At 71.7% G+C, this 25,145-nt stretch carries 19 protein-coding genes and 1 pseudogene; 7 read left to right on the forward strand and 13 right to left on the reverse strand.

The window, feature by feature from the left end:
- Nucleotides 1–198 precede the first annotated feature (198 nt).
- Nucleotides 199–3,123: a glycoside hydrolase family 48 protein gene (locus HJD23_RS05405; RefSeq protein WP_171109471.1), complete on the forward strand. Its 2,925-nt coding sequence runs from the start codon at nucleotides 199–201 to the stop codon at nucleotides 3,121–3,123.
- A 154-nt stretch (nucleotides 3,124–3,277) separates the two neighbouring features.
- Nucleotides 3,278–5,923 (forward strand): cellulose binding domain-containing protein, encoded by a 2,646-nt coding sequence (locus HJD23_RS05410; protein ID WP_171109470.1) that lies wholly within the window; start codon nucleotides 3,278–3,280, stop codon nucleotides 5,921–5,923.
- Between the two features lie 69 nt (nucleotides 5,924–5,992).
- Here HJD23_RS05410 and HJD23_RS05415 read toward each other — a convergent pair whose 3' ends face one another.
- From HJD23_RS05415 to HJD23_RS05430, 4 genes are all read right to left on the reverse strand, one after another.
- Nucleotides 5,993–7,870 carry a rhamnogalacturonan lyase gene (locus HJD23_RS05415; protein WP_171109469.1) on the reverse strand — a complete coding sequence of 626 codons (1,878 nt, stop codon included), beginning with the start codon at nucleotides 7,868–7,870 and terminating at the stop codon, nucleotides 5,993–5,995.
- Nucleotides 7,871–7,910: 40 nt separating this feature from the next.
- On the reverse strand, nucleotides 7,911–8,057 hold the full coding sequence (locus HJD23_RS05420) for a hypothetical protein (RefSeq protein WP_171109468.1): 147 nt from the start codon (nucleotides 8,055–8,057) through the stop codon (nucleotides 7,911–7,913).
- Nucleotides 8,058–8,202: 145 nt separating this feature from the next.
- A complete protein-coding gene (locus tag HJD23_RS05425) occupies nucleotides 8,203–8,946 on the reverse strand; it encodes a class I SAM-dependent methyltransferase (protein ID WP_171111545.1) in 744 nt (247 codons plus the stop codon).
- A 7-nt stretch (nucleotides 8,947–8,953) separates the two neighbouring features.
- Nucleotides 8,954–9,259 carry a 4a-hydroxytetrahydrobiopterin dehydratase gene (locus HJD23_RS05430; RefSeq protein WP_171109467.1) on the reverse strand — a complete coding sequence of 102 codons (306 nt, stop codon included), beginning with the start codon at nucleotides 9,257–9,259 and terminating at the stop codon, nucleotides 8,954–8,956.
- Nucleotides 9,260–9,415: 156 nt separating this feature from the next.
- Between HJD23_RS05430 and HJD23_RS05435 the strand changes: the two genes are divergently transcribed.
- From HJD23_RS05435 to HJD23_RS05445, 3 genes are read left to right on the forward strand one after another with little or no spacing between them, the layout of a single operon-like run.
- Nucleotides 9,416–10,252, forward strand: coding sequence for a helix-turn-helix transcriptional regulator (locus HJD23_RS05435; protein WP_171109466.1), 837 nt, complete (start codon nucleotides 9,416–9,418; stop codon nucleotides 10,250–10,252).
- 52 nt (nucleotides 10,253–10,304) lie between these two features.
- Entirely contained in the window at nucleotides 10,305–11,171 is an 867-nt protein-coding gene (locus HJD23_RS05440) for a helix-turn-helix transcriptional regulator (RefSeq protein WP_171109465.1), read from the forward strand.
- Nucleotides 11,172–11,220: 49 nt separating this feature from the next.
- Nucleotides 11,221–12,021, forward strand: a complete 801-nt coding sequence (locus HJD23_RS05445) for an SAM-dependent methyltransferase (protein WP_171109464.1) — start codon at nucleotides 11,221–11,223, stop codon at nucleotides 12,019–12,021.
- A 203-nt stretch (nucleotides 12,022–12,224) separates the two neighbouring features.
- Here the strand turns inward: HJD23_RS05445 and dnaK are convergent, their stop codons facing one another.
- From dnaK to HJD23_RS05475, 6 genes and pseudogenes are all read right to left on the reverse strand, one after another.
- Nucleotides 12,225–14,090, reverse strand: a complete 1,866-nt coding sequence (dnaK, locus tag HJD23_RS05450; protein ID WP_171109463.1) for a molecular chaperone DnaK — start codon at nucleotides 14,088–14,090, stop codon at nucleotides 12,225–12,227.
- 204 nt (nucleotides 14,091–14,294) lie between these two features.
- A complete protein-coding gene (locus HJD23_RS05455) occupies nucleotides 14,295–14,720 on the reverse strand; it encodes an OsmC family protein (RefSeq protein ID WP_141307526.1) in 426 nt (141 codons plus the stop codon).
- A gap of 74 nt (nucleotides 14,721–14,794) precedes the next feature.
- A complete protein-coding gene (locus HJD23_RS05460; RefSeq protein WP_240980635.1) occupies nucleotides 14,795–16,627 on the reverse strand; it encodes a hypothetical protein in 1,833 nt (610 codons plus the stop codon).
- Nucleotides 16,624–17,715: pseudogene (locus HJD23_RS05465) on the reverse strand (MoxR family ATPase). Before HJD23_RS05465 ends, HJD23_RS05460 begins: the two are co-directional and overlap by 4 nt.
- A 79-nt stretch (nucleotides 17,716–17,794) precedes the next feature.
- The gene (locus HJD23_RS05470) at nucleotides 17,795–19,891 is read right to left on the reverse strand and encodes a phage holin family protein (protein ID WP_171109462.1); all 2,097 of its coding nucleotides are present in this window, start codon (nucleotides 19,889–19,891) and stop codon (nucleotides 17,795–17,797) included.
- Between the two features lie 92 nt (nucleotides 19,892–19,983).
- The gene (locus HJD23_RS05475; protein WP_141307529.1) at nucleotides 19,984–20,385 is read right to left on the reverse strand and encodes a hypothetical protein; all 402 of its coding nucleotides are present in this window, start codon (nucleotides 20,383–20,385) and stop codon (nucleotides 19,984–19,986) included.
- A gap of 82 nt (nucleotides 20,386–20,467) precedes the next feature.
- On the opposite strand from HJD23_RS05475, the gene HJD23_RS05480 reads away from it, so the two are divergent.
- Nucleotides 20,468–21,241: an MBL fold metallo-hydrolase gene (locus tag HJD23_RS05480; RefSeq protein WP_171109461.1), complete on the forward strand. Its 774-nt coding sequence runs from the start codon at nucleotides 20,468–20,470 to the stop codon at nucleotides 21,239–21,241.
- Nucleotides 21,238–21,858, forward strand: coding sequence for a VTT domain-containing protein (locus HJD23_RS05485; RefSeq protein ID WP_171109460.1), 621 nt, complete (start codon nucleotides 21,238–21,240; stop codon nucleotides 21,856–21,858). The genes HJD23_RS05480 and HJD23_RS05485 overlap by 4 nt, the downstream gene beginning before the upstream one ends.
- 65 nt (nucleotides 21,859–21,923) lie before the next feature.
- Here the strand turns inward: HJD23_RS05485 and HJD23_RS05490 are convergent, their stop codons facing one another.
- The 3 genes from HJD23_RS05490 to HJD23_RS05500 form a co-directional block, all read right to left on the reverse strand.
- Nucleotides 21,924–23,024, reverse strand: coding sequence for an MBL fold metallo-hydrolase (locus HJD23_RS05490; RefSeq protein ID WP_171109459.1), 1,101 nt, complete (start codon nucleotides 23,022–23,024; stop codon nucleotides 21,924–21,926).
- Nucleotides 23,025–23,038: 14 nt separating this feature from the next.
- Nucleotides 23,039–24,268, reverse strand: coding sequence for an aminotransferase class I/II-fold pyridoxal phosphate-dependent enzyme (locus HJD23_RS05495; protein ID WP_171109458.1), 1,230 nt, complete (start codon nucleotides 24,266–24,268; stop codon nucleotides 23,039–23,041).
- Between the two features lie 133 nt (nucleotides 24,269–24,401).
- Nucleotides 24,402–24,995 carry a hypothetical protein gene (locus HJD23_RS05500; protein ID WP_171109457.1) on the reverse strand — a complete coding sequence of 198 codons (594 nt, stop codon included), beginning with the start codon at nucleotides 24,993–24,995 and terminating at the stop codon, nucleotides 24,402–24,404.
- Nucleotides 24,996–25,145: the final 150 nt, after the last annotated feature.

Raw genomic sequence — 25,145 nt, forward strand, 5'->3', positions numbered from 1 at the left:
CTCCCACTGGTAGGCCGAAGGTAGCGCCAAGTGACGGCAAAGAACAGGGGAGTCGCTGACTTTTCCTCAACACCGACTGTCGAATCTTTTCGACTCTTCAAGCACCTTGACCCCTCACCACCCCGTCCTCACTATGGGAGCGCTCCCACTGGTTCAAGCCTTGACTTCTTTCCCGAACCGGCAAGGAGGAACCAGCACATGCCCCCCAGAAACAGACGCCGCGCCCACCTGCGGCTGAGGCGGTTGTGGACCGCCGTCGTGGCGGCCCTCGCGGTCCCCTTGTCGATGCTGGTGGCGAATCCAAGTCCCGCACAGGCAGCGGCGGTCCAGTGCAGCGTTGACTACAGGACCAACGACTGGGGCTCCGGTTTCACGGCCGACCTCACGATCACCAACCGCGGCACGGACGTCATCGACGGCTGGACCCTGACGTACGCCTACACGGGCAACCAGCAGCTGACGAACGGCTGGAACGGCACCTGGTCCCAGTCCGGCTCGACGGTCACCGTGCAGAACGCCTCGTACAACGGCCGGATCGCCGCGGGCGCCGCCGTCTCGACCGGCGCCCAGTTCACGTACAGCGGCTCCAACACCGCCCCCACGTCCTTCGCGGTCGACGGCACCACCTGCGCGGGCGCGCACCAACCGCCCATCACCGTGCTGACCAGCCCGGCACCGGGCGCGGTCTACACGCAGGGCAGTGCGGTCCCGCTCGCGGCCACCGCCGCCGCGGCCGACGACGCGACCATCACCAAGGTCGAGTTCTACGACGACACCACCCTGCTCGGCACGGACACCACGTCGCCGTACTCGCTCTCGGTCTCCAGCTTGACCGTGGGCAGTCATTCACTGGTAGCCAAGGCGTACGACAGCCTGGGCGCGTCGGCGTCGTCGACTCCGGTCGGCATCACGGTCGCCTCGGGCCCGGCCGTGGTGGCCACCCCGGCCCAACTGCCCGTGCGGCAGGGCGAGTCGGCGACGTTCGACGTGAAGCTGTCGACCCAGCCGTCGTCGAACGTCACCGTCACCACCGCGCGGACCGGCGGTAACACCGGCCTGTCGGTGACCGGCGGCGCCTCGCTCACCTTCACGCCGTCGAACTGGAACACGGCACAGCAGGTGACCATCACCGCCGACTCCTCCGGCACCGGCGCGGCCACCTTCGAGTCGACGGCGGCCGGGCACGGCAAGGCCACGGTCACGGCCACGCAGATCGCCGCGGCCAAGGAGTACGACGCCCGCTTCCTGGAGCTCTACGGGAAGATCACCGACCCGGCGAACGGCTACTTCTCCCCCGAGGGCATCCCCTACCACTCGGTGGAGACACTGATCGTCGAGGCGCCGGACCACGGCCATGAGACCACGTCGGAGGCGTACAGCTATCTGCTGTGGCTGCAGGCCATGTACGGCAAGGTGACGGGCGACTGGTCCCGCTTCAACGGCGCCTGGGATCTGATGGAGCAGTACATGATCCCGACCCACGCCGACCAGCCGACCAACTCCTTCTACACCCCGTCCAAGCCGGCCACCTACGCGCCCGAGCACGATCTGCCGAGCCAGTACCCGGCCCAGCTCGACACCGGCGTCTCGGTCGGCCAGGATCCCCTCGCCGCCGAGCTGAAGAGCGCGTACGGCACCGACGACGTCTACGGCATGCACTGGCTGCAGGACGTCGACAACGTCTACGGGTACGGCAACTCGCCCGGCAAGTGCGAGGCGGGCCCGGCGGACACCGGTCCGTCGTACATCAACACCTTCCAGCGCGGCCCGCAGGAGTCGGTGTGGGAGACCATCCCGCAGCCGACCTGCGACGCCTTCAAGTACGGCGGCCCGAACGGGTACCTGGACCTCTTCACCGGTGACGCCTCCTACGCCAAGCAGTGGAAGTTCACCAACGCCCCGGACGCCGACGCGCGTGCGGTGCAGGCCGCCTACTGGGCGGACCTGTGGGCCGAGGAGCAGGGCAAGGGCGGCGAGGTCTCCGCGACCGTCGCCAAGGCCGCGAAGATGGGCGACTACCTGCGCTACGCCATGTACGACAAGTACTTCAAGAAGATCGGCAACTGTGTGGGGGCCTCGGCCTGCCCGGCCGGCACCGGCAAGGACTCCTCGCACTACCTGCTGTCCTGGTACTACGCCTGGGGCGGCGCCACCGACACCTCGGCGGGCTGGGCCTGGCGCATCGGCTCCAGCCACGCGCACGGCGGCTACCAGAACCCGATGGCCGCGTATGTGCTCAGCACGTATCCCGACCTGAAGCCCAAGTCGGCGACCGGGCAGGCCGACTGGGCCAAGTCGCTGGACCGGCAGGTGGAGTTCTACCGCTGGCTGCAGTCGGCGGAGGGCGCCATCGCGGGCGGGGCGACGAACAGCTGGCAGGGGCGGTACGCCACCCCGCCGGCCGACAAGTCGACCTTCTACGGGATGTACTACGACGACAAGCCCGTCTACCACGACCCGCCGTCCAACCAGTGGTTCGGCTTCCAGGCGTGGTCGATGGAACGCGTCGCCGAGTACTACCAGCAGTCGGGTGACGCGGACGCCAAGGCGGTCCTGGACAAGTGGGTCGACTGGGCGCTGTCGGAGACGACCGTCAACCCGGACGGCACCTATCTGATCCCGTCCACCCTCCAGTGGTCGGGCCAGCCCGACACCTGGAACGCGGCAAACCCGGGCGCCAACAACGGGCTGCACGTCACCGTCGCCGACTACACCAACGACGTCGGTGTGGCGGCCGCGTACGCCAAGACCCTGACGTACTACGCCGACCGCTCCGGTGACACCGAGGCGGCGGCGACGGCGAAGGCGCTGCTCGACGGTATGTGGGACAACCACCAGGACGCGCTCGGTATCGCCGTGCCGGAGACTCGGGCCGACTACAACCGGTTCGACGACGCCGTGTACGTGCCGAGCGGGTGGAGCGGCGTGATGCCGAACGGGGACGCGATCAACTCGTCGTCGACGTTCGCTTCGATCAGGTCGTTCTATGAGGACGATCCTGCGTGGTCGAAGATCGAGAGTTATCTGGCGGGTGGTGCGGCGCCCTCGTTCACGTACCACCGGTTCTGGGCTCAGGCGGACATTGCGCTGGCCATGGGCTCTTATGCGGAGTTGCTGGAGTAGCGGTTCCGCGGAGCGATTCGGGGGGCGCGGGTATTGCGGCGACTGCGGGTTGTGTGTGGCTGGTCGCGCCCACGCGGCGGAGCCGCATATCGAAACAGCCCCGCGCCCCTTTAGGGCGTTGTCCCCCACCCCCTTTTGAAGAAGGGACCCCACCTTGCGCAGAACCCGTATCCTCACGGCCGTGCTTGCGCTCGCGGCCGGGCTTCTCGCGGGCGGTCCGCCCGCACTTGCGGCTGACAGTGAAAAGGTCGCCGTATCCGCCGACACCTATACCTGGAAGAACGCCCGCATCGACGGTGGCGGATTCGTCCCGGGCATCGTCTTCAACCACACCGAGAAGAACCTCGCCTACGCCCGTACGGACATCGGCGGCGCCTATCGCTGGGTCGAGGCGTCGAAGACCTGGACGCCGCTGCTGGATCACGTCGGCTGGGACGACTGGGGGCACACGGGCGTGGTGAGTCTCGCGTCCGACTCCGTCGATCCGGACAAGGTGTACGCGGCCGTCGGCACGTACACCAACAGCTGGGACCCCGGGAACGGAGCGGTGCTGCGCTCCTCGGACCGGGGTGCCAGCTGGCAGAAGGCCGACCTGCCGTTCAAGCTGGGCGGCAACATGCCCGGCCGGGGCATGGGTGAGCGCCTCGCGATCGACCCCAACCGGAACAGTGTGCTGTACCTGGGCGCGCCCAGCGGGAAGGGATTGTGGCGGTCGACGGACTCGGGGGTGACCTGGTCGCAGGTCACGAGCTTCCCCAACCCCGGGAACTACGTGCAGGACCCGGGGGACACCAGCGGTTACGCGTCCGACAACCAGGGCATCGCCTGGGTCACCTTCGACGAGTCGACCGGTACGGCGGGCAACGCCACCCGGACCATCTACGTCGGCGTCGCCGACAAGGACAACGCCGTGTACCGCTCGACGGACGCGGGCGCGAGCTGGCAGCGGCTCGCCGGGCAGCCGACCGGGTACCTCGCGCACAAGGGCGTCCTGGACGCCGAGAACGGTTACCTGTATCTCGCCTACAGCGACAAGGGCGGCCCCTACGACGGCGGCAAGGGCCTGCTCTGGCGGTACGCCACCGCGACCGGCGACTGGACGGACATCAGCCCGGTCGCGGAGGCCGACACCTACTACGGCTTCAGCGGCCTGACCGTCGACCGGCAGAACCCGGGCACGGTGATGGCGACGGCGTACAGCTCCTGGTGGCCGGACACCCAGATCTTCCGCTCCACCGACAGCGGCGGCACCTGGACCAGGGCCTGGGACTACACGTCGTACCCCAACCGTTCGAACCGCTACACGATGGACGTCTCGTCCTCCCCGTGGCTGACCTGGGGCGCGAACCCCTCACCGCCGGAACAGACGCCGAAGCTCGGCTGGATGACCGAGGCACTGGAGATCGACCCGTTCGACTCCGACCGCATGATGTACGGCACGGGTGCGACGATCTACGGCACCGAGAACCTCACGAACTGGGACAGTGGCAGCACCTTCACCATCAAACCGATGGTGCAGGGCCTGGAGGAGACGGCGGTCCTCGACCTCGCCTCTCCCCCGTCGGGCGCCCCGCTGCTCAGCGCCCTCGGTGACATCGGCGGCTTCCGGCACACGGACCTCACCAAGGTCCCGCCGCTGATGTACACGCAGCCGAACTTCACGTCGACGACGAGCCTGGACTTCGCCGAGGCCAATGCCGACACGGTCGTACGGGTCGGCAATCTGGACTCCGGGCCGCACATCGCCTTCTCGACGGACAACGGGGCCAACTGGTTCGCCGGGACGGACCCTTCGGGCGTGAGCGGGGGCGGGACGGTCGCGGCGGCGGCCGACGGGAGCCGGTTCGTGTGGAGCCCCGAGGGCGCGGGTGTGCACTACGCGACCGGTTTCGGCTCGTCGTGGGCCGCGTCCAGCGGTATCCCGGCGGGCGCGATCGTCGAGTCGGACCGGGTGGACTCGAACACCTTCTACGGCTTCAAGTCCGGGAAGTTCTACGTCAGCACGGACGGCGGCGCGACCTTCACGGCGTCGGCCGCCAGTGGTCTGCCCAGCGGTGACAGCGTCCGCTTCAAGGCGCTGCCCGGTGCCGAGGGCGACATCTGGCTGGCGGGCGGCGCGCCGGACGGGGCGTACGGACTGTGGCGGTCCACCGACGGCGGGGCGAGCTTCACCAAGCTGTCGAACGTCGAGCAGGCCGACACCGTCGGCTTCGGCAAGGCGGCGCCGGGAGCCTCGTACCAGACGCTCTACACCAGCGCGAAGATCGACGGTGTCCGGGGCATCTTCCGGTCGACCGACCAGGGCGCGACCTGGACCCGTATCAACGACGACGCCCACCAGTGGGGTTGGACCGGGGCGGCGATCACGGGTGACCCACGGGTGTACGGGCGGGTGTACGTGGCGACCAACGGGCGCGGGATCATCTACGGCGACACCTCCGACAGCGGCGGCGGCACCGACCCCACGCCGACGCCGACCGGCGCGTGCACGGTGACGTACAAGGTCACCAACCAGTGGTCGGGCGGTTTCCAGGCGGACGTGCAGCTCACCAACTCGGGATCGAGCGGCTGGAGTGGCTGGTCACTCGGCTGGTCCTTCGCGGACGGGCAGAAGGTCTCGCAGCTGTGGAACGCCGACTTCACGCAGTCCGGAGCGGCCGTGACGGTGCGGAACGTCGGCTGGAACGCCAACGTGGCGCCCGGTTCGTCGGTGAGCTTCGGCTTCACGGGGAGCTGGTCGGGCGTGAACGGCAAACCGACGGCCTTCCAGCTCGGTGAAACCTCCTGCACGGTGACCTGACGCTCCGCGCAGGACGAACCGGAGGGCGCGTGCATACCGCACGCGCCCTCCAGGCTTTTCCCCAGCGGGTCAGGGCGTATGGACGGCAGGCCTCGGGGCCGTCGCCATGCCGTTGCCGAGGAAGAAGCTCGGGTGGGGCGGCTGGTTGTACGCGGTGTTCTGCCAGGCCAGGGCCACGCGGTACTGGGTGTCGTGCAGCAGGGTGGTGATCCTGGTCGTCGTCTGGTGCGGGGTGGAGTAGATCCGCAGGGCCCGGTTGTCGCTGGTGCGCCAGACGACCTCCTCGCGCCAGTCGCCCAGGATGTCACCGGACAGGGCCGGAGTCGACTTGCTGCCGTTGTTCGACGAGACGCCGGAGCCGGTCAGCAGGCGGGTGTCGGAGGAGGTGCCGTACTTGTCGATACGGGTGCCGTCGAGGAGCTCGCGGACCGGGTCGCCGTCCCACCAGCTGACGAAGTTGATGCTGGACGGCTCCCGGCCGAGCGAGGCGCCGGTCGCCGAGCGCAGGGTGGTGTCCCTGGCGGACCAGGACTCGGCGCCCGCCGAACCCGCGTGGACGTCGGCGGAGACACCGCGGCCGTTGTCGCCGCCGGACGCGGTCTGCCACAGGATCTGGCCGGTGCGGGCGTCGGCCATCCAGGAGCCGGGCTTGGAGGAGTCCTCGGAGACCTTGAAGTACTCCAGGCCCGGGCGGGCCGGGTTGAGGTCGCCGACGTGACCCGCGTCGCCGTGGCCGAGTTTCGTCGTCCACAGGCCTCCGCCGTTGTCGTCGACGGTCATCGCGCCGTAGACGATCTCGTCCCTGCCGTCGGCGTCCACATCGGCGATGGACAGGCTGTGGTTGCCCTGGCCGTCGTATCCCATGCCCGCGTTGGTGGAGGAGTTGGTGTCGAAGGTCCAGCGGCGGGTGAAGGACCCGTTGCGCCAGTCCCAGGCGGCGATGACGGTACGCGTGTAGTAGCCGCGTGCCATGATCAGCGAGGGCCGGGCGCCGTCCAGGTAGGCGGTTCCGGCGAGGAAACGGTCGACGCGGTTGCCGTAGGAGTCGCCCCAGGAGGAGACCGAACCACGGTCCGGGACGTAGTCGACGGTCTGCATGGCCTTGCCGGTCTGACCGTTGAACATGGTCAAGTACTCGGGCCCGGACAGCACGTAGCCCGACGAGTTGCGATGGTCGGCCGAGGAACTGCCGATCACCGCGCCCGTGCCGTCCCGCGTGCCGTCGGCGGTCTTCATGGCGACCTCGGCCTTGCCGTCGCCGTCGTAGTCGTACGCCTGGAACTGCGTGTAGTGCGCGCCGGAACGAATGTTGCGGCCCAGGTCGATGCGCCACAGCCGGGTGCCGTCGAGCTTGATGCCGTCGACGACGGTGTTGCCGGTGTAGCCGGACTGGGAGTTGTCCTTGGCGTTGGTGGGCTGCCACTTGAGGACGAAGTCGAGGGCGCCGTCGCCGTCGAGGTCGGCGACCGAGGCGTCGTTGGCCTCGTAGGTGTAGGCGACCCCGTCGGGGGTCGTGCCGCCGGCGGGCGGGGTCAGGGGCACGTCCTTGTAGCCGCCGCGGAACTGGACGGCGTGCACGGAGTCGCCCTGCTCGACACCGTTCACCACCGCGCGGACCGTGTAGTCGGCGTGGGACGGGGCGCCGGAGTGGAAGAAGTTGGTCGAGCCGGTGATCGGCGTCGCGTTGACCTTCGTACCGGCGCGGTAGACGTTGAAGGATACGTTGTCGGGATCGGTTCCCAGCCAGCGCCAGCTGACCAGGTTGCCGCTGCCGGTGTGGACGCTGACCACGCCCCGGTCGAGCCGCTCCACCTGACGGGCGGTGGCGGCCTCGGCGGAGTCCGTGCCGAGGACGGTGAGACCACCGCCGACCAGGGTGAGCGCGGCGGCCGTGGTGGCGAGGGCGGCGGTGGTACGGCGTCTGCGGTGCTTGTGCGGGTACGTCACGTGACATGCCTCCCGGGAAGGGCGGACGGGTTGTCGTCTCTCAGTCGCCGCCGGAGGGCCGTGAGTTGCCGTAGGTCCGGGCCGGTTCCGCGACCGTCCGGGCGATCCGGTCGCGCAGCTCGGCGGGCGCCAGCACCTCGACGCCGGGCCGGTCGTGTACAGCTGGGTCTGGGACAACGTCCTGCACTTCCGGGGCGCCGCTGCGGGCCAGCCGGTGCTGGGCTGCCCGGACACCGACCCGACCCCGTCGACTTCCTGCACGGCGACTGGGACGTCCGCAACCGCCGCCGTACCGAACGGTTCCCGTGGTCGGGGATCTCGGTCGACGGACTTCACCCGGGTTTCTCGAACGCCCGCAGGGTGAACCACGGGTCCGGGCGCGGGCGGTCCTGGTCGGGGAGTTCGGCGAGGCGGGCGGCGAAGCCGTCGGCGAGGGGGTGGCCGGGCGGGAGGGTGACGAACCAGCCGCGGCGCAGGTCGGCGATGGTGCGCCGGGGGCTGCGGCCCTGGCCCCGGCCGGGGAAGCGGGTCAGCCCGGCGGGCCGCAGGCCGTGTTCGACGGCGTACGACTCGACGGCCGACGACGAGTCGAGGACGGGGCTGCGGGGGCGGGAGGCGAGGATGGCATCGATGTCACTGCCGACGTTGTGGGCGGCGGCCTTGTCGACCGTCGTGACATAGACGCCGCCGGGGCGCAGCACCCGGGCGCACTCGGCGACGGCGGCCCTGACGTGCTCGGGCCGTCGCAGCAGGTGCAGCAGCCAGACGCTGGTGACGGCGTCGAACTCCCCGTTGCGGAAGGGCAGTCGGCGGCAGTCGGCGAGGACGACGGTGCCCGGCAGGCGGTCGGCGGCGTGCCGGGCCATGGCGTACGTCAGGTCGGCGCCCGTCACCCGCATCCCGGCCCGGGCCGACGCGAGCCGCCGGGTCACGATGCCGGTGCCGCAGGCCACGTCGAGCAGGCTGCGCGTTTGCCGCGGTACGAGGCTCAGCACGCCCTCCGCGGCGGCGGCCGCTCTGGGCTCGCCGCCCCGGGAGGCGTCGTAGCGCTCGGCCTCGTCGGTGTAGTCCAGCACCATGCGCTCAGCCGACGCCGTGCGCCGGGGCGAGGGCCTCCACCCGCTCGGCGAGCTTGAAGTCCATCGCGGTCACCCTGCCGCCTGCGCTGTGCGTGGTGACGGCGAGGGTGACGGTGTTGTAGCCGAGGGTCAGGTCGGAATGGTGGTTGAGTTCCTCCTGGACCTGGGCGATGTGCACGACCAGGGCCGTCGCCGCCAGGTGCGAGCCGAGCCGGTAGGAGCGGGTGAGCCGGTCCCCGTCGAGCGACCAGCCGGGCAGCTCCGCCAGCCGGTCCTCGATCTCCTTCTGCGACAGCGGTTCGACGGGCATGAGCTCGCTCCCTTCGTGGATGTCGCGTACTTGTTCAGCGTGCCACAGGCCGGCGCTGCGGCGCTGGTCAGGCGGGTTCCCGTGATCGGAAGCGGTCAAAAACGGACAGCTGCCACGCCCTCGTTCATCGGCCCCTCCTCGACTACGGTCGCAGTCATGACCATCCCCCCGTCCGGGCGGCCCGGCACCCCCGCATTCACCCCCGCCGGCCAGGGCGTCGGCCCGTTGCTGCGGGCCTGGCGGGAGCGGCGGCGGGTCAGTCAGCTGGAGCTGGCGTTGCGGGCGGGCTCCTCGGCGCGGCACATCAGCTTCGTCGAGACGGGCCGCTCCCGCCCCAGCGAGGAGATGGTGCTGAAGCTGGCCGAGCACCTTGACGTCCCCGTGCGGGAGCGCAACGCGCTGCTGCTCGCGGCCGGTTACGCCCCGCGCTACCCGGAGACGCCCCTGGACGACCCGGCGCTGGACGCCCTGCGGGAGGGCATGGAACGGCTGATCCGGGGCTATGAGCCGTACCCGGCGCTGGTGGTGGACGCCACGTACAACGTGCTCGCCGCCAACCAGGGCATCACCATGCTGCTGGAGGGCCTCCCGAAGTCCCTGCTCACCCGGCCGCCGAACGCGATGCGGCTGACGCTGCACCCGGAGGGCCTGGCGCCGCGCATCCGCAACTTCCGTCAGTGGCGGGGGCATCTGCTCGCCCAGATGGAACGGCAGATCGCGCTCCACCGCTCGGCGGCGCTGCGGGCGTTGTACGAGGAGGTGGCCGCGTATCCGGTGCCCGAGGCGGCGACCGGCGGCGAACCGGCCGAGCCCGTCCCCTACTTCGCGCTGCCGATGCAGATCGAGCACGAGGGCCGGACCCTGTCCTTCATCTCGTCGATCTCCACGTTCAACACGCCCATGGACGTGACCGTCGCCGAGCTGGCCATCGAGACGCTGCTCCCGGCGGACCCGGCGACGGTCAAGTATCTGCACTCACTCGTGAGTCCGTAAGCGGAACATGACACACTGCACGCATGCTTTCGGCGCGTAGGGGAGGCGTGGCGTGAGTGAGCGGCGGGCCGCACCCACCGTGGGCCAGGTGGTGCTCGGAAAGCGGCTGCAGGAGCTGCGCGAGGCAGCCGGTCTCAAGCGCGAGGAGGCCGCACGCGTCCTGCGGGTGGCCCCGGCGACCGTACGGCGGATGGAGACGGCCGAGGTCGCGCTCAGGATTCCGTACCTGCAGATCCTGCTGCCCGCCTACGGCGTCCCCGAGGACGAGGTGACGGCGTTCGTCACGCTGGCCGAGGAGGCGAACCAGCCGGGCTGGTGGCAGCGGTTCAGCGATGTGCTGCCGGACTGGTTCAGCCTGTTCGTCAGCCTGGAGGGCGCCGCCCGGCTGATCCGTTCCTACGAGCCGCACTTCGTGCCCGGGCTGCTCCAGACCGAGGACTATGCCCGTGCCGTACTGGAGGCCGGGACGATCGGCCAGTCGGGCGGCACGGAGATGATCGAACGCCACGTCTCCCTGCGGATGGCCCGGCAGGAGCTGCTGCGCCGCCCCGACGCTCCGCACCTGTGGGTGATCATGGACGAAACGGTCCTGCGCCGCCCGGTCTGCACGCGCCGTGAGGTCATGGGTGCCCAGCTGGACCGGCTGCTGGAGGCCGCCGAGAGCGACCGGGTCACACTCCAGGTCGCCGAGTTCGCCGGAGGCCCGCATCCGGGGACGTACGCCCCCTTCTCGCTGTTCCGCTTCGCCGAGCCGGAGCTGCCGGACATGGTCTTCACCGAGTATCTGACCGGCGCGCTGTATCTCGACTCCCGCAGCGAGGTCTCCACGCATCTGGAGGTACTGGACCACATGACCGCGCAGGCGGCGTCGGCGCAGCGCACCAAGAAGATCCTTCAGGAGTGCCGCGGCGACGTCTGACGCACGCACGTCTCAGCCACCCCCACCCACGACAAGGAGACCTCAGCGCATGACCGGATCCGACGCCGGGCCCACCCGGATCGACACCAGCCGACCGCACCCGGCGCGGGTCTACGACTGGTGGCTGGGCGGCAAGGACAACTACCCGGTGGACGAGGAACTGGCCCGCAGGATCCTCGCCGTGGACGGGACGGTGCTGCGCGGTGCACGCGCCAACCGCCGGTTCATGCACCGGGCGGTGCGCACGGTCGCGGAGGCCGGGATCCGCCAGTTCCTGGACATCGGCACCGGTATCCCCACCGAGCCCAACCTGCACCGGGTGGCCCAGGACATCGCGCCGGAGTCCCGGGTCGTGTACGCGGACAACGACCCGATCGTCCTCCGGCACGCCGAGGCCCTGCTGCACGGCTCCCCCGAGGGCGCCACCGCATACGTGCACGCCGACGTGCGCGACCTCGACACCCTGCTGCGGCGAGCGGGCGAGACGCTGGACTTCGACCGGCCGGTCGCGCTGTCGCTGGTCGCGCTCACGCACTACCTCGACGACGAGGTGTACGGCCTGCTGAAGCAGTACGTCGACGCACTCGCCCCCGGCAGCCACCTGATCGTCTCCCAGGTCACCCCCGACCTCAGCCCCGACGCCATCGGGAAGGCCGCCGACCACTTCCGGCGCACGGGCACGCCCTTCTTCCCCCGCTCGCTCGCCGAGTTCTCCCGCTTCTTCGACGGCCTTGAACTGCTCGGCCCCGGCATCATCCCCGTCCACGGCTGGCGCCCGGCCCCGGAGGATGTCGCCGCACAGGCGGAGGGCCTCGTGCCGGTATACGCGGGCGTGGCCCGCAAGCCCTGACCGACGGCCGCACGGGGGCACACGGGCGCGCCCCGCCGGCACCGGCCAGCGGGCCGGAGCCCTAGGGCCTGTTGGAAAGTCCCGTCGTCCGCCCGGAGGGCGGGCCCTGCGGCGTTCGGTGCGTGCTCTCGGCGTGCCGCGCGGAAGTCGTCGATGGGGGGTCCCCGGGCGTCGCGGGGCAGGCGGGACTTTCGCAACAGGCCCTAGGCCGCCCCGCCCTTGGTGTCCTTCTCCTCGTCGACGATCTCCGCGTCGACGACGCCCTCCTCGTCCTGCGGTGCGGTGCGCTCCCCGGTGGTGCCCTCCGTCGGGGTCTGCTGGGCCTGGGCGTACATGGCCTGGCCCATCTTCTGGCTGACGGTGGCGAGTTTCTCGACGCCGGTGCGCAGTTCGCTGGTCTCGGCGTTGCGCTCCAGCGACTGCTTCAGGTCCGTGATCGCCGACTCGACCTCCGACTTGGTGTCGGCCGGGACGCGCTCCTCGTTCTCGCGGAGGAACTTCTCCGTCTGGTAGACGAGTTGCTCGGCCTGGTTGCGGGTCTCGGCGGCCTCCCGGCGCCTGCGGTCCTCCTCGGCGTACTGCTCGGCCTCCCGCATCATGCGGTCGATGTCGTCCTTGGGCAGCGCCGAGCCACCGGTGACGGTCATCTTCTGCTCGCGGCCCGTCGCCAGGTCCTTCGCGGAGACGTGCATGATCCCGTTGGCGTCGATGTCGAACGCCACCTCGATCTGCGGCACGCCGCGCGGGGCGGGCGGCAGGCCGGTGAGGTCGAAGGTGCCGAGCTTCTTGTTGTACGCGGCGATCTCGCGTTCGCCCTGGTAGACCTGGATGCCGACCGAGGGCTGGTTGTCGGTGGCGGTCGTGAAGATCTCCGAACGCCGGGTCGGGATCGTGGTGTTGCGTTCGATCAGCTTCGTCATGATGCCGCCCTTGGTCTCGATGCCCAGGGACAGCGGGGTGACGTCGAGGAGCAGCACGTCCTTGACGTCGCCGCGGATGACGCCGGCCTGCAGGGCGGCGCCGACGGCCACCACCTCGTCGGGGTTGACGCCCTTGTGCGGGTCCTTGCCGGTGAGTTCCTTGACCAGATCGGTGACGGCGGGCATCCGGGTGGAGCCGCCGACGAGGATGACGTGGTCGACCGCCGAGAGCTTGATGTTCGCGTCCTTGACCGCCTGGTGGAAGGGGGTCTTGCAGCGGTCGAGGAGGTCGGAGGTGAGCTCCTGGAACTGGGCGCGGGTGAGCTTCTCCTCCAGGTGCAGGGGGCCTTCGGCGGAGGCGGTGATGTACGGCAGGTTGATCGACGTCTCCGAGGAGCTGGACAGCTCGATCTTGGCCTTCTCCGCGCCCTCGCGGAGCCGCTGGAGCGCCATCTTGTCGTTGCCGAGATCGATGCCGTACTGCCCCTTGAAGCGCTTCACGAGGTGCTCGACGACCCGCTGGTCCCAGTCGTCGCCGCCGAGGTGCGTGTCGCCGTTGGTGGCCTTGACCTCGATCACGCCGTCGCCGATCTCCAGCAGCGAGACGTCGAAGGTGCCGCCGCCGAGGTCGAAGACGAGGACGGTCTGCTCCTCGCCCCGGTCGAGGCCGTAGGCGAGGGCGGCGGCGGTGGGCTCGTTGATGATCCGCAGCACCTTCAGGCCGGCGATCTCCCCGGCCTCCTTCGTCGCCTGCCGCTGGGCGTCGTCGAAGTAGGCGGGCACGGTGATCACCGCGTCCGTGACGTCCTCGCCGAGATAGGCCTCGGCGTCCCGCTTCAGCTTCTGCAGCACCCGCGCCGACAGCTCCTGGGCCCGGTAGCGGGTGCCGTCCACGGAGCCCTGCTCGGGGAACCGCCAGTGCGCGTCGCCCATGTGCCGCTTGACGGAGCGCGCCGTGCGCTCGACGTTCGTGACGGCCTGCCGCTTGGCGACCTCGCCGACGAGTACCTCGCCGTTCTTGGCGAAGGCCACGACCGATGGTGTGGTCCTGGCGCCCTCCGCGTTGGCGACAACCGTGGGTTCGCCGCCCTCCAGGACGGCCACCACCGAGTTCGTGGTCCCGAGATCGATACCGACCGCGCGTGCCATCGCTGTCCCCTTCCGCCAGGGAGCCTCTCGAAAACCAGCACAAAACTTGAGTGGGTTCTTGTCAATGGGGCCCTTGGTCATTCAGGCACATAGGCACATACCCGGGCAGCGCCCGGTCAGTCCGGTAGACGACTTTCAAAAGGGGTGCGGCGGACGCGGGACGGGCCCTGCTCGGCACCTCCCCGCCGCACCCCAGCGGAGCGCCTACGCGAGCTTCGCCGACAAGGTGATCGGGACGGCCTTCAGCGCCTGGCTGACCGGGCAGTTGGCCTTGGCGTCCTCGGCGGCGGCGACGAACGCGTCGTTGTCCAGGCCGGGGACCGTGCCCTCGACGGTCAGGTGGATGCCGGTGATGCCCTCACCGGGCTGGAACGTCACGTCGGCCGAGGTGACGAGCTTGGTGGGCGGGTTGCCGGCGCCGGTCAGACCGTGCGACAGCGCCATGGAGAAGCAGCTGGAGTGGGCGGCGGCGATCAGCTCCTCGGGGCTGGTCTTGCCGTTCGCCTGCTCGGCGCGCGACGGCCACGACACCGGCTGCTGGCCGATGCCGGAGGAGTCGAAGGTGACGACGCCGTTGCCCTCGAGCAGGTTGCCTTCCCAGACGGTGTGTGCGGAGCGCGTGGTTGCCACGGTTGTTCCTTTCGCATGCTCTCGATACGGCCCCGTTTCCGGGGCTCTCGTCCCCTATCCGATCACATTCCGGCTCACCGCACGCGAAACACCGGTCCACGCGCGGTGAACGGCAGTCGGGCGCCTTGGGGAATCAGATACGCGTGCTCGCGGCGCACCCGCAGCACATCGCACCAGCCGTCGGTGATCACCAGCACCGGCGCGCCCGGCGGGAAGTCCTCCGCCCGGTGCAGCAGATCGATCCCGGGCTGCAGGACCGTACCGCCGCGCCCGTGCACCCGCACCCTCCCCCAGTGCCCAAAGGGCCTGGGAGGTGCCCCCATGGCGATCTCGGTGACCGGCAGATAGCCCGCGTCGTGCGCGACCGCGTCGCAGAAGACGACCCGCGCGGCCGGTACGTCACGGGCCTCGGCGTACGAGGCGATGGCGCCCAGCGCCTTGCCGAGCAGCGTCCGCTCCATGGAGCCGGAGGTGTCGAGGACGACGCCGAAGGTGCAGCGGGCGACCTCCTCGGGCGGGAAGTGGCGGCCCGCGCGCGGGATGTCGGGGGTGGACGCCTGACGGCGCGCGGGCCGGGCGTACGACCGCACCGGCACCGGACGGGGCACGTACTCGTCGAACCAGCGGGCCAGCTGGGCGTCCCACGGCAGCGGCGGATGGCTGAGCGCGCGGATCTCCTCGACCAGGCCGCCGGGCAGGTGGCCGCGCTCCTGGCTCCGGTGCAGGTCGAGGCCGTTCGCGAGGCCGCGCCGGTAGAACTCGTCGAGGTCGACGTACGCGCCCGGCGGGCCGAGCGGGGCACCGAGGACGTCCGGGCGTCCCCTGCCGCACGGCGTGGACAGGCGGCGCATCCGGCGCAGGTCGCCGGCGATACGGTCGTACACCTCCTCGGCGGACAGACCCGCCAGGTCCCTGTCGTACAGCAGCCCCTCGGGCAGGGTGCCGACCTGCATCTCGCACAGCCAGCCGTTGATGACGTAGTCGCAGGCGACGTTGAACAGGTACGGGTCGCGGGTGCCGCAGCGGTCGCCGTGCCGCAGGGCGGCGTGCAGCATCTCGTGGGCCAGGATGAACCGCCACTCCTCGTCATCGAACTGGCGCAGCGGGTTGATGTAGATCTCGCCGGCCTCGGCGTTCACGGCCGCGACGGCGATGCCGTGGGCGCGGGTCAGTTCGGCGTCGGCGACCAGCTTGATGCCGGCCGCGATGCCGCCGAGCAGCGGGTAGGAGGAGATGAACCAGCGCAGCGCCCGCTCCCAGGGGCGGGCCGGGGCGAGGGTACCGTCGAGGGAGTCGCGGCGGCCGCCCGCCATGTCCAGGGCCGCGGACATGGTGCGGGTGAGCGCGTTCGCGAAGGCGAGCTGCCAGTCCGGGGGCCGCCCGGTCCAGCCCCGCCAGCCGACGAGCAGCTGGTCGGGCTCCCCGCCCGCGGTGCCGCACCGCTCGTAGGCGGCCGGAATGCCGTCGCGGCGCCAGCGTGCGGCGAGCTGTTCCTCGTCGCCGTCGGGGTAGGAGTCCGGCAGGTGCTCGGGCGTGCGGCCGACGGGAAACGTGAGCAGGAAGCGGTTGACGACGGCGCAGCGGGCGGCGGCTTCGTGGCGGTCCGGCTGGACGCGGTCGCCCTTGGCGGCCGCGACGTGGCCGAAGCCGAGATGGATCACGGCGTGTGCGATGGCCCAGGCCCAGTCGCGGCCGTCGGCGATCCGGTCCGGGTGGGAGTGCAGCACGCCCTCGGAGTCCACGCGGATCAGGCCGTCCCGGGGCGCGAGGTCGCACTCGTCGTCCCGGCAGGTGTCGAAGTCGACGGCCTTCAGCGCCGGGTTGCCCAGCACGAGCCGCATGCCCTCCGCGAACGCCTCCGCCGCCAGGTCGCGCTTCTTGTTCCCCTTCCCGCGGGTCCGGCTCACCGCCGGGCCTCCACCAGCCGCGGCATGTCGCGGGCCGCCTCGATCAGGAACCAGGCGGGCAGGACCGGGTTGCCGTCGGTGTCGGAGGCGATCACGCTCTGCGCGACCTCGACGGAGATCTCGGCGAGCTGCACCAGCAGCGATTTGGCGCGGTACGCCGTCTCCCGCCCGTGCGCCGACATGTGCTCCTTGCTCGCGGGCAGTTCCTTGACCAGCCGGCCGCGGAACGACTCGGCGAGGTAGTAGAGCAGGTCGCGGTCCTCAAGGCGGTGCGGCCAGCGGGCCTCGCCCTTGAGGATGGCCTCGATGCCGAACCGGCTGCGCACGATCTTGACGTAGCCGCAGAACGCGGTCGCGTGCGCGGGTGTCAGCGTGCCGTGCGCGAGCACCTTCAGCGTCTCCTCGTCGAGGCCCTGGCCGAAGGAGTGCAGCGCGTCGGAGAGCATGTGCCAGGAGCGGGGCGTGGAGAACGGCTCCTCGGTCCTGGGCGGCTTGGACCACAGGTGGTCGGGGCGGTCGGTGAGGTGGTCCAGGATCCACGGGTGGATGCCGTTGTCGGCCGCCCACATCAGCCAGTCCTTCGGGGACGCCTCCAGGTGCACGTGCGCGAGACGGTTGACCAGCGCGGAGGCGATGGGGCGGGCGAGGGCGTTGTCGGTGGCGCGGTTGCCGGCGCCGATGACGATCGAGCCCTCGGGGAGTGCGTAGTTTCCGATCCGGCGGTCCAGGATCAGCGAGTAGAACGCCTTCTGCACATCCGGCGTGGCCGCGTTCAGCTCGTCCAGGAACAGGCAGTACGGCTCGTCGCGGGCGATCGCCTCCGGCGGGCAGAACACCGACCGTCCGTCGCGGATCTGCGGCACGCCGATCAGGTCCTCGGGCGCGAGCTGCGTACCGAGCGGCTCACGCTCCCCCACGCCTTAAGGGCGCGGGGGGACCCCCATCAGCCCCAGCGACTCGGCGAACTCCCGCACCAGGGACGACTTTCCGATGCCGGGTGCGCCCCAGAGGAAGACCGGCCGCACGGTCGCGAGACCGAGCAGCAGTTCGGGTATGCGGGCGGGCGTGACGGTGACGGCGGCCTGCAAAGCAGGGGCTCCTCGGGAGGTTTCGGGAAAAGTGTGCGCGACAAGTGTGTGCGTACGGCTGCGGTGGCGCAGCCGATTTTCACGCCGCCCGCTCCTCCGGCTCCGCCTCGACCGGCACCTGCGGCCCCGCCGTCTCACGCAGCCAGCGGCGCAGCACGCGGTGCACCTGCTCGGCGCCCACGAGGTCCTCCCCCTCGTCCACGGGCGCGGAGCAGGCCAGCGGCGACAGCAGGAACGGCTTGGCCTGGGCGCCGCCGAGCCCGCCGTGCGAGCCGATCTGCTCCTCGAAGGCGAGGACTTCGCCGTCGGCCGGGTCGTGGAAGGAGTTGACCATGATGTCGGCGGTGTGCGGGAAGGAGTGCGTGCGGCGCACGGCCTGAGCGGCACCGGGCCCGAACCCGGCGAGCGGCCCGGGGTGTTCGTCGTCGAGCCGGTCCAGCGGGACCTCGGCGCCGTTCGCGCCGAGCACCACCCCGCCGTGCTCCTCGCTGCGCACGAGGAGGAAGCCGATGCCGGGGTGGTTGGCGAGGGTCGGCAGCAGTGCCGGGTGGCGGGCGTCGATCTCCTCCTTGCTCATCCGGTGGTGCACGTCCGGGAAGGAGATCAGGCCGAGATTGCCGGAGGCCAGCACGATCGGCTCGGAGCGGCGCGCGGGGCGGGCCTGCTCGTGTTCCTCCTCCACCGGCCTGTGCAGGGCGGCCCGGACGGCCGCGCGGGCCTCGGCGCCGCTGCGGGTGCGGCGCGCCCGGCGCGGCACGGGCAGCCCGCAGCCGGCCCGGACCAGGTCGCCGAGCGTGAGGCCGTAGCGGGCGCGGAACGTCTCGCCGGGGCTCTGGCCGTGGTCGGACAGGACGACGATCCGGTACGGGCGGGGCGCGTGCTCGGCGACCTTCTCGATCAGCGCGAGCGCCCGGTCCAGGCGTCCGAGGACCTTCTCGGCGTCCCGGCTCATCGGCCCGGAGTGGTGCGCCACCTCGTCGTACGCCACCAGGTCGGCGTAGACGGCGGTGCGCCCGGCGAGCAGGTCGCCCATCACCGCGGCGACGACGACGTCCCGTTCGACGACGGTCGCGAAGGCGCGGACGAACGGGTAGAGGCCGCCCCGGGAGACCCGCGGGCGGACCTTGTGCAGGCGGGCCCGGGTGGACTGACCGATCTCGCGGCCGGCCTCGGCGACGAAGGACAGGGCGGTGCGCACGGCGTTGGCCGGGTCGGAGAAGTAGGCGAAGTAGCCGGCGCGGGAGCGGTTCTCGCGGCTGCGGCGCCGGGTGGCGATGGACAGCACGAGGGCCTGTTCGTCGGCGCCGCCGCTGAACAGGTTGCCGCGGCTGGCGCCGTCGACGGTGAGCAGTCCGCCGTCGCCGGTGCGTTCGACCGCGCGGCGCTGGAGTTCGGCGGCGCTGGTCGGCCGGTTGCTGACCATCACCTCCTGGGTGTCCTTCTCGTACCAGCGGAAGGCGGGGATGTCGAAGGTGCTGCCGTGCAGGATGCCGAGCTGGCTGGCGCCGGTCTGGCTGGACCAGTCGGTGCGCCAGGGAGTGAGGCGGTGGGTGGGGTTGCCGGGGCCGTCGGCCGATCCGTAGCCGAGCCAGCGGGCGACGGTCGGCATCAGCCCCTTGCCGACGGCGGCCGTCAGCACGTCGTGCCCGACGCCGTCCAGCTGGACGAAGACGGTGCCCGGGGTGACCGGGCCGGGCGGCAGGGCGCGGCGGCGCCGGTCGGCGAGGCGGTACAGGCGGCGCCGGTAGGCGTCGTCGTCGCGGACGGCGAGGGCGGCGCCGGTGGCGGAGGCGACGGCGGACATCACGGCGGCGACGACCACCGCGGTCTCCGGGTTCACGGCGCCGCGTTCGGCGGGGTTCAGGCGCAGGGCCACGAGGAGCAGCGCGCCGTTGAGGAAGAACACCAGCAGCCCGAGCACGAGCGCGGGCACCAGCAGCAGGAGCCGTACGAGCAGCGGCCACACCACGGCGGACAGCAGACCGAAGGCACCGGCCGCCAACGCGGCGGTCACGGCGATGGTGGTGGCGCTGTCGCCGTCGGCGCTCTGCAACTGGAAGTCGGGCAGGATCCCGGCGAGCACCAGCATCGTGACCGTGCTGACGGCCCACACCGTGACGCTCCGCCCCACCTGGCTGACGATCCGCCGCCACCGCCCCTTGAGCACGCCCCGCACACCTCACGTCCCGGCCCGCCGCCGGAGCAGGCCTGCGTCCAGATTGTCACAACGCGTACCGGAACCGATGCGTCCCCGGGTACGACGAACCGTCAGCGCCCGTCGTACCCGGCCGTCGGCATCGACAGCCGCCGATGCACCTGGGCCTTCATCTGCGCGTCGTACGACGGCTCGGCCCGCCCCACGGTCTCGATGCGCACTCCCCGCCGGGCGCACTCCGCGGTGAACTCCTCCACGTCGGACAGGGCGCTCTCCAGCACCCGGCGGCTCGGCGCCACGAAGACGTCACGTCCGGGCCGTACGCCGTCCCACAGGGCGCAGTGGTCGGCGCGCAGCCCGCACACCAGCAGCTGCCGGGCGACGACGTACCCGCGCTCCGCGGCCCACCGCGCGCACATCGCGTGCTGGCTGCGGGAGTCGACCAGAAAGGGGTCCGCGTCCAGCTCCTCCAACGGCGTCAGACTGGCGATCGCCGTGACGCGCACTGCTCCCATGGCGCCCCCTCACCTCCGGGTTTGACCGTCGACCCTACTCCTGCCCGTAGGCTTCGGGGAGTCGCGCGAAGGAGGCAAAGAGGTGCCGGTGGAGATCACCTGGTGGGGGCACGCCACCTGCACGGTCGCGGACTCGAACATACGCGTGCTCACCGATCCCCTGTTCGTCCGCAGGCTGGTCCATCTGCGCCGCCGCCGGGGCGCGCTCCCACCGCCCGGCGCGTGGCGCGCGGACGTCGCCCTGGTCTCCCACCTGCACGCCGACCACCTGCACGTGCCGTCGCTGGCCCGGCTCGCGCCGGGCACGCGCCTGCTCGTACCCCGGGGCGCACCCCAGGCGGTACCGGCGCTGCGCCGGCTCGCCCATCTGCGCCTGACCGAGATGGCGCCCGGCGACACCACACGGGTGGCCGATCTGACCGTACGGGCCGTGTCCGCGCGGCACGACGGACGACGCCTGCCCATCGGCCCGCACCGCTGCCCCGCCCTCGGCTATGTCATCGAGGGCGAGGCCCGCACCTACTTCGCCGGGGACACCGGGCTGTTCGACACGATGGCGGAAGAGATCGGGCCGGTCGACGTGGCGCTGCTGCCGGTCGGCGGCTGGGGCCCCTACCTCGGCCACGGCCACCTGGACCCGGCACTGGCCGCCGAGGCGCTGGCCCGGCTGGCGCCGCACAGCGCGGTGCCGGTGCACTTCGGCACGTACTGGCCGATCGGCATGGACTCCGTGCGCCCGCACGAGTTCCACGCGCCGGGCGACGAGTTCGTGCGCCTCGCGGCGCGGCGGGCGCCGCAGGTGGCGGTGCATCTGCTCGGCCACGGGGAGAGTGTGCGCCTGGAGGTCGCCCGGTGAGCTGGCTCGCGGCCGCCACGACGCCCCTACCGGCGGAGTCCACCCAGCAGGCGATCGGCTATCCGTCGCTGTTCCTGCTGGTGCTGATCGGGGCGCTGGTGCCGGTCGTGCCGACGGGGGCGCTGGTGAGCTCGGCGGCGGTGGTCGCGTTTCACCAGACGGCGCCGTTCTCGCTGGCGCTGGTGTTCGTGACGGCGTCGCTGGCGGCGTTCCTCGGCGACGTCACGCTGTACTGGCTGGCGCGGCGGGGCCTGAAGTCGAAGAACGGCTCGCGCTGGCTGGAGGCGATCCGCGCGCGGGCGCCGGAGGACCGGCTGGCGCGGGCGCAGGACAAGCTCGCCGCGCACGGGGTCGCGGTGCTGGTGCTGTCCCGGCTGGTGCCGGCGGGGCGGCTGCCGGTGATGCTGGCGTGTCTGCTGGCGCGGTGGCCGATGCGGAGGTTTGCGCGGGGCAATTTGCCGGCGTGTTTGGCGTGGGCGGTGACGTATCAGTTGATCGGGATTCTGGGTGGGTCGTTGTTTCCCGAGCCGTGGGAGGGGGTGGTCGCGGTGGTGGTGCTGACGTTGGTCATCAGTGCGGTGCCGGGTTTGTGGCGGCGGGTTCGGGCTGCCAAGTGATGCTTCGTTGCGGGGTGCGGGCGCGATGTGGCTGGTCGCGCAGTTCCCCGCGCCCCTGATCGGCGTCAGTCCTCGCGCCCGTCATAGAGGCGATCCAGCACTCTTGAGCCGCCCACCGGCAAGTCCCACAGGTCCTCCCTGTCCAGCCCCGCCTTCTCCCATGCCGTTCGCACGCGCGTCAGTGGTTCCAGGACCGGCTCCGCCGACAGGACGAACGTCGCCCAGTGCATCGGCGCCATCCGTCGCGCGCCCAGGTCCTTTACGGCCCGTACCGCCTCCTCCGGGTCGCAGTGGACGTCGCTGAGCCACCAGCGCGGGTCGTACGCGCCGATCGGCATCAGCGCGAGGTCGATGCCGGGGTAGCGGCGGCCGATGCGCGTGAACCAGTGGCCGTATCCCGTGTCGCCCGCGAAGTAGACGCGCCTGCCGTCGGGGTCGGTGAGCACCCAACCGCCCCACAGGGTGCGGCAGGTGTCGGTCGGGGTGCGCTTGGACCAGTGGTGGGCGGGGACGAAGTCGAAGCGGACGCCGTCCAGTTCGGCCGCCTCCCACCAGTCCAGCTCGGTGACGCAGGTGAAGCGGCGGCGCTGGAACCAGCGGCCCAGCCCGGCCGGGGCGAACACCGGCGTGTCGCGCGGGAGCCTGCGCAACGTGGGGGCGTCCAGGTGGTCGTAGTGGTTGTGGCTGATGACCACCGCGTCGATCCGTGGCAGTTCGCTCCAGGGGATCCCGACCGGCGTGATCCGGGCCGGGGTGCCGAGGATGCGGCGGGACCAGACCGGGTCGGTGAGCACGGTGAGCCCGCCGACGCGCAGCACCCAACTGGCGTGTCCCGCCCAGGTGACGGCGACCGTGCGGGCGTCGACGCGGGGCAGCGGGCCGGGCTCGAAGGGCAGCCGGGGGATGTCGGCGAGGCCCTCGCGGCCGGGGCGGACGGTACCTTCGCGGGCGAACCGGGCGAGGGCCTTGATGCCGGGCAGCGGGGCGGTCAGCCGGTCGTGGAAGGTACGCGGCCACACGCGCCGCTCGCCCAGCGGGCGGGGCTCGGCGAGCGGCGGGAACGGGGGCGCGAGCGGCGACATCGCCGATGCCGCCGACGACCTGGACGCCGGATTGTCGGACTCCTGGGTGGGTGTGCTCGTGGTCGACTCGGACTGCTGCGTCATCGAGGAGACTCCCATCACTGAGCGTCGTCACGGAGATCGTCAAGGACCGACTTCAGGTTGATCAACGCGCGTTCCACGTGCGGCAGTTCCAACGGCGCGGGCGCATCGAGGCATTCCGCGCGCTCGGCGTCCGTGCCGCCCAGCAGCGGGCCGGTGGACAGCCGTACGCGCAGTGCGGCCAGGTCGTCGCCGAAGCGGTGGCCACCGGGGGCGGGCATGCCGAGCCGGGCGGCGAGGAAGTCCTCCAGTTCCTGGGCATCCCCCACGTCGTGCGCGGCGAGCCCCGACCGCAGCGGGCCGAGGTCGACGTACAGGTGCCGGCCGGCCTGCGGCGGCTGGGCGAGGGCGCCCGCGGCGACCACGGCGTGGTGCGCGGCCTCGGCCACGCGCGCGTGCAGGCGTACGACGGCGTCCACATGGCCGCCGAGCGGCTCTGGCTCGCCCAGCGCGTAGGTGGCCGCGGCGGCGACCGGTCCGGCGACGCGCGCGCCGAGCGCGGTGAGCACATCCAGTACGCGCGCGTGCAGCCCGTCCCCGGCCGCGCCCTCGGGGAAGCGGGCGACGGCGGCGGGCCAGCCGGGCGGCAGCAGGGCACCGGCCAGGTCGGAGACGACGGTGACCTGGTCGGGCAGCATCTCGGCCGGGCTGAGCAGCACCGTGTCGTGCGGGGCGTGCAGGGTGTCGCGCCAGGTCTCGTCGCTGACCAGGTGCAGTCCCTCGCCGGTGGCGGCCTCGACGGTCTCGTGCAGCAGTTCGGGGGGCGCCACCGTGGCCGTCGGGTCGTCGGCGACGGACAGCACCAGCAGCCGCGGGTCACCGCCCTCGGCCCGCACCCGGCGCACGGTCTCCAGCAGGGCGTACGGATCCGGTACGCCCCCGCACTCGGCGGACGTCGCCACATGGAACACCGGCCGGCCGAGCAGGCGTGCGTACGGCGCCCACCAGGCCGCGCAGGGCCGTGGCACCAGGACATCGCCGCCGAGCGCCGCGGTCAGCGCCAGCAGCAGGGCGGGCGCGCCCGGGGCGGCCACGACATGCCCCGGCCCGGTGGCCAGCCCGCGCCGCTCCCAGTACCCGCAGGCCGCGTCCAGCAGCGCCGTGGCGCCGCCCACCGGCTCACTGACGGCACGGCCCGCGGCGGCGGCGAGCACGGCGGACAGCTCCGGCAGCACGGGCAGCCCGTCGTCGGGGAGGGGCGGCCCGTAGCGGACGGGGCCGTGGCCTTCCGGTTCCGTCCGCCGCATGCGTACCTCCGCGCTGTCCCTGTGCCGTGCCGGTGCCGTGTCGCCCTCGCGCCGAGTCAGGTCGTCGGACGGTGCGTCGTGCGTACGGTGCCGGTCGTGCTCTCGCGCTCTGCGTACCCAGCCGGACCCCGCCTCAGGCGTCCCCCCGCGTGTCCCTGCGCCACAGCCGGTGCCCGGCGGCACCGAGCGCCCCCGCGATCAGCAGCCCACCGGCGACCAGCGCGGGCACGGACTCGCTGAACGCCCCGCCCCACCCCGCCTGCACGCCGTGCTCCACCACAGCACCTCCGTAGCAGTCCTTCGGCTCGACGCAGGCCGACGTGCCGCCGCCCGTCTCGGGCGCGGCGGTGAAGGACGTGCTCCAGGGCTTGCCCTGCGCACCGGCCGCCCCAGGGCAGGCGCCGTCGACGGTCCACGCCGAGTCGTTGCCGTCGGCCGCGATGAGGGCGGTCCCCCGATACGTGGGCCCGTCCGCCTCGCCGTCCTCGCCGAACTCCCGCTGCAACTGCACCGTGCCCTCGGCGAAGGCCTGGGAGGTCGCCTCGATCACCTCGGGCGACGCCCCACCGACGGAATCGCAGACCACGGCCACGGTGACGGTACCGCCCGGCTGAGCGGCGTCGGGCGACACCTCTGCGGCCGGGTCCGCCGAGGCAAGGGGAACGGCCCCGCCCAGAGCGAACCCGGCTATGACGACCACGGACAGGACACGGGCGCTGCGCCACATGAGACGGGCTCCTTAAGACCGACGAGGGGGCACGAGGCCCGCACCCCCACAGCCATCACAGCCCGCCGGTCACGAGCACGCGCGCCTCCGCACCCCCATTGGCGGCAACCAGACACCCAACCAGGTGAACAACGCCGCCCAGGGGCGCGG

The organism is Streptomyces sp. Z423-1 (assembly GCF_013009255.1).
In the GTDB taxonomy this organism is placed as follows: domain Bacteria; phylum Actinomycetota; class Actinomycetes; order Streptomycetales; family Streptomycetaceae; genus Streptomyces; species Streptomyces gossypiisoli.

Excerpts from the sequence above, each read along its gene's own strand:
- HJD23_RS05495 (WP_171109458.1), bottom strand. The coding sequence starts at position 24,268 with ATGCGGCGGACGGAACCGGAAGGCCACGGCCCCGTCCGCTACGGGCCG.
- HJD23_RS05435 (WP_171109466.1), top strand. The coding sequence starts at position 9,416 with ATGACCATCCCCCCGTCCGGGCGGCCCGGCACCCCCGCATTCACCCCC.
- HJD23_RS05430 (WP_171109467.1), bottom strand. The coding sequence starts at position 9,259 with ATGCCCGTCGAACCGCTGTCGCAGAAGGAGATCGAGGACCGGCTGGCG.
- HJD23_RS05445 (WP_171109464.1), top strand. The coding sequence starts at position 11,221 with ATGACCGGATCCGACGCCGGGCCCACCCGGATCGACACCAGCCGACCG.
- HJD23_RS05475 (WP_141307529.1), bottom strand. The coding sequence starts at position 20,385 with ATGGGAGCAGTGCGCGTCACGGCGATCGCCAGTCTGACGCCGTTGGAG.
- dnaK (WP_171109463.1), bottom strand. The coding sequence starts at position 14,090 with ATGGCACGCGCGGTCGGTATCGATCTCGGGACCACGAACTCGGTGGTG.
- HJD23_RS05500 (WP_171109457.1), bottom strand. The coding sequence starts at position 24,995 with ATGTGGCGCAGCGCCCGTGTCCTGTCCGTGGTCGTCATAGCCGGGTTC.
- HJD23_RS05405 (WP_171109471.1), top strand. The coding sequence starts at position 199 with ATGCCCCCCAGAAACAGACGCCGCGCCCACCTGCGGCTGAGGCGGTTG.
- HJD23_RS05490 (WP_171109459.1), bottom strand. The coding sequence starts at position 23,024 with ATGACGCAGCAGTCCGAGTCGACCACGAGCACACCCACCCAGGAGTCC.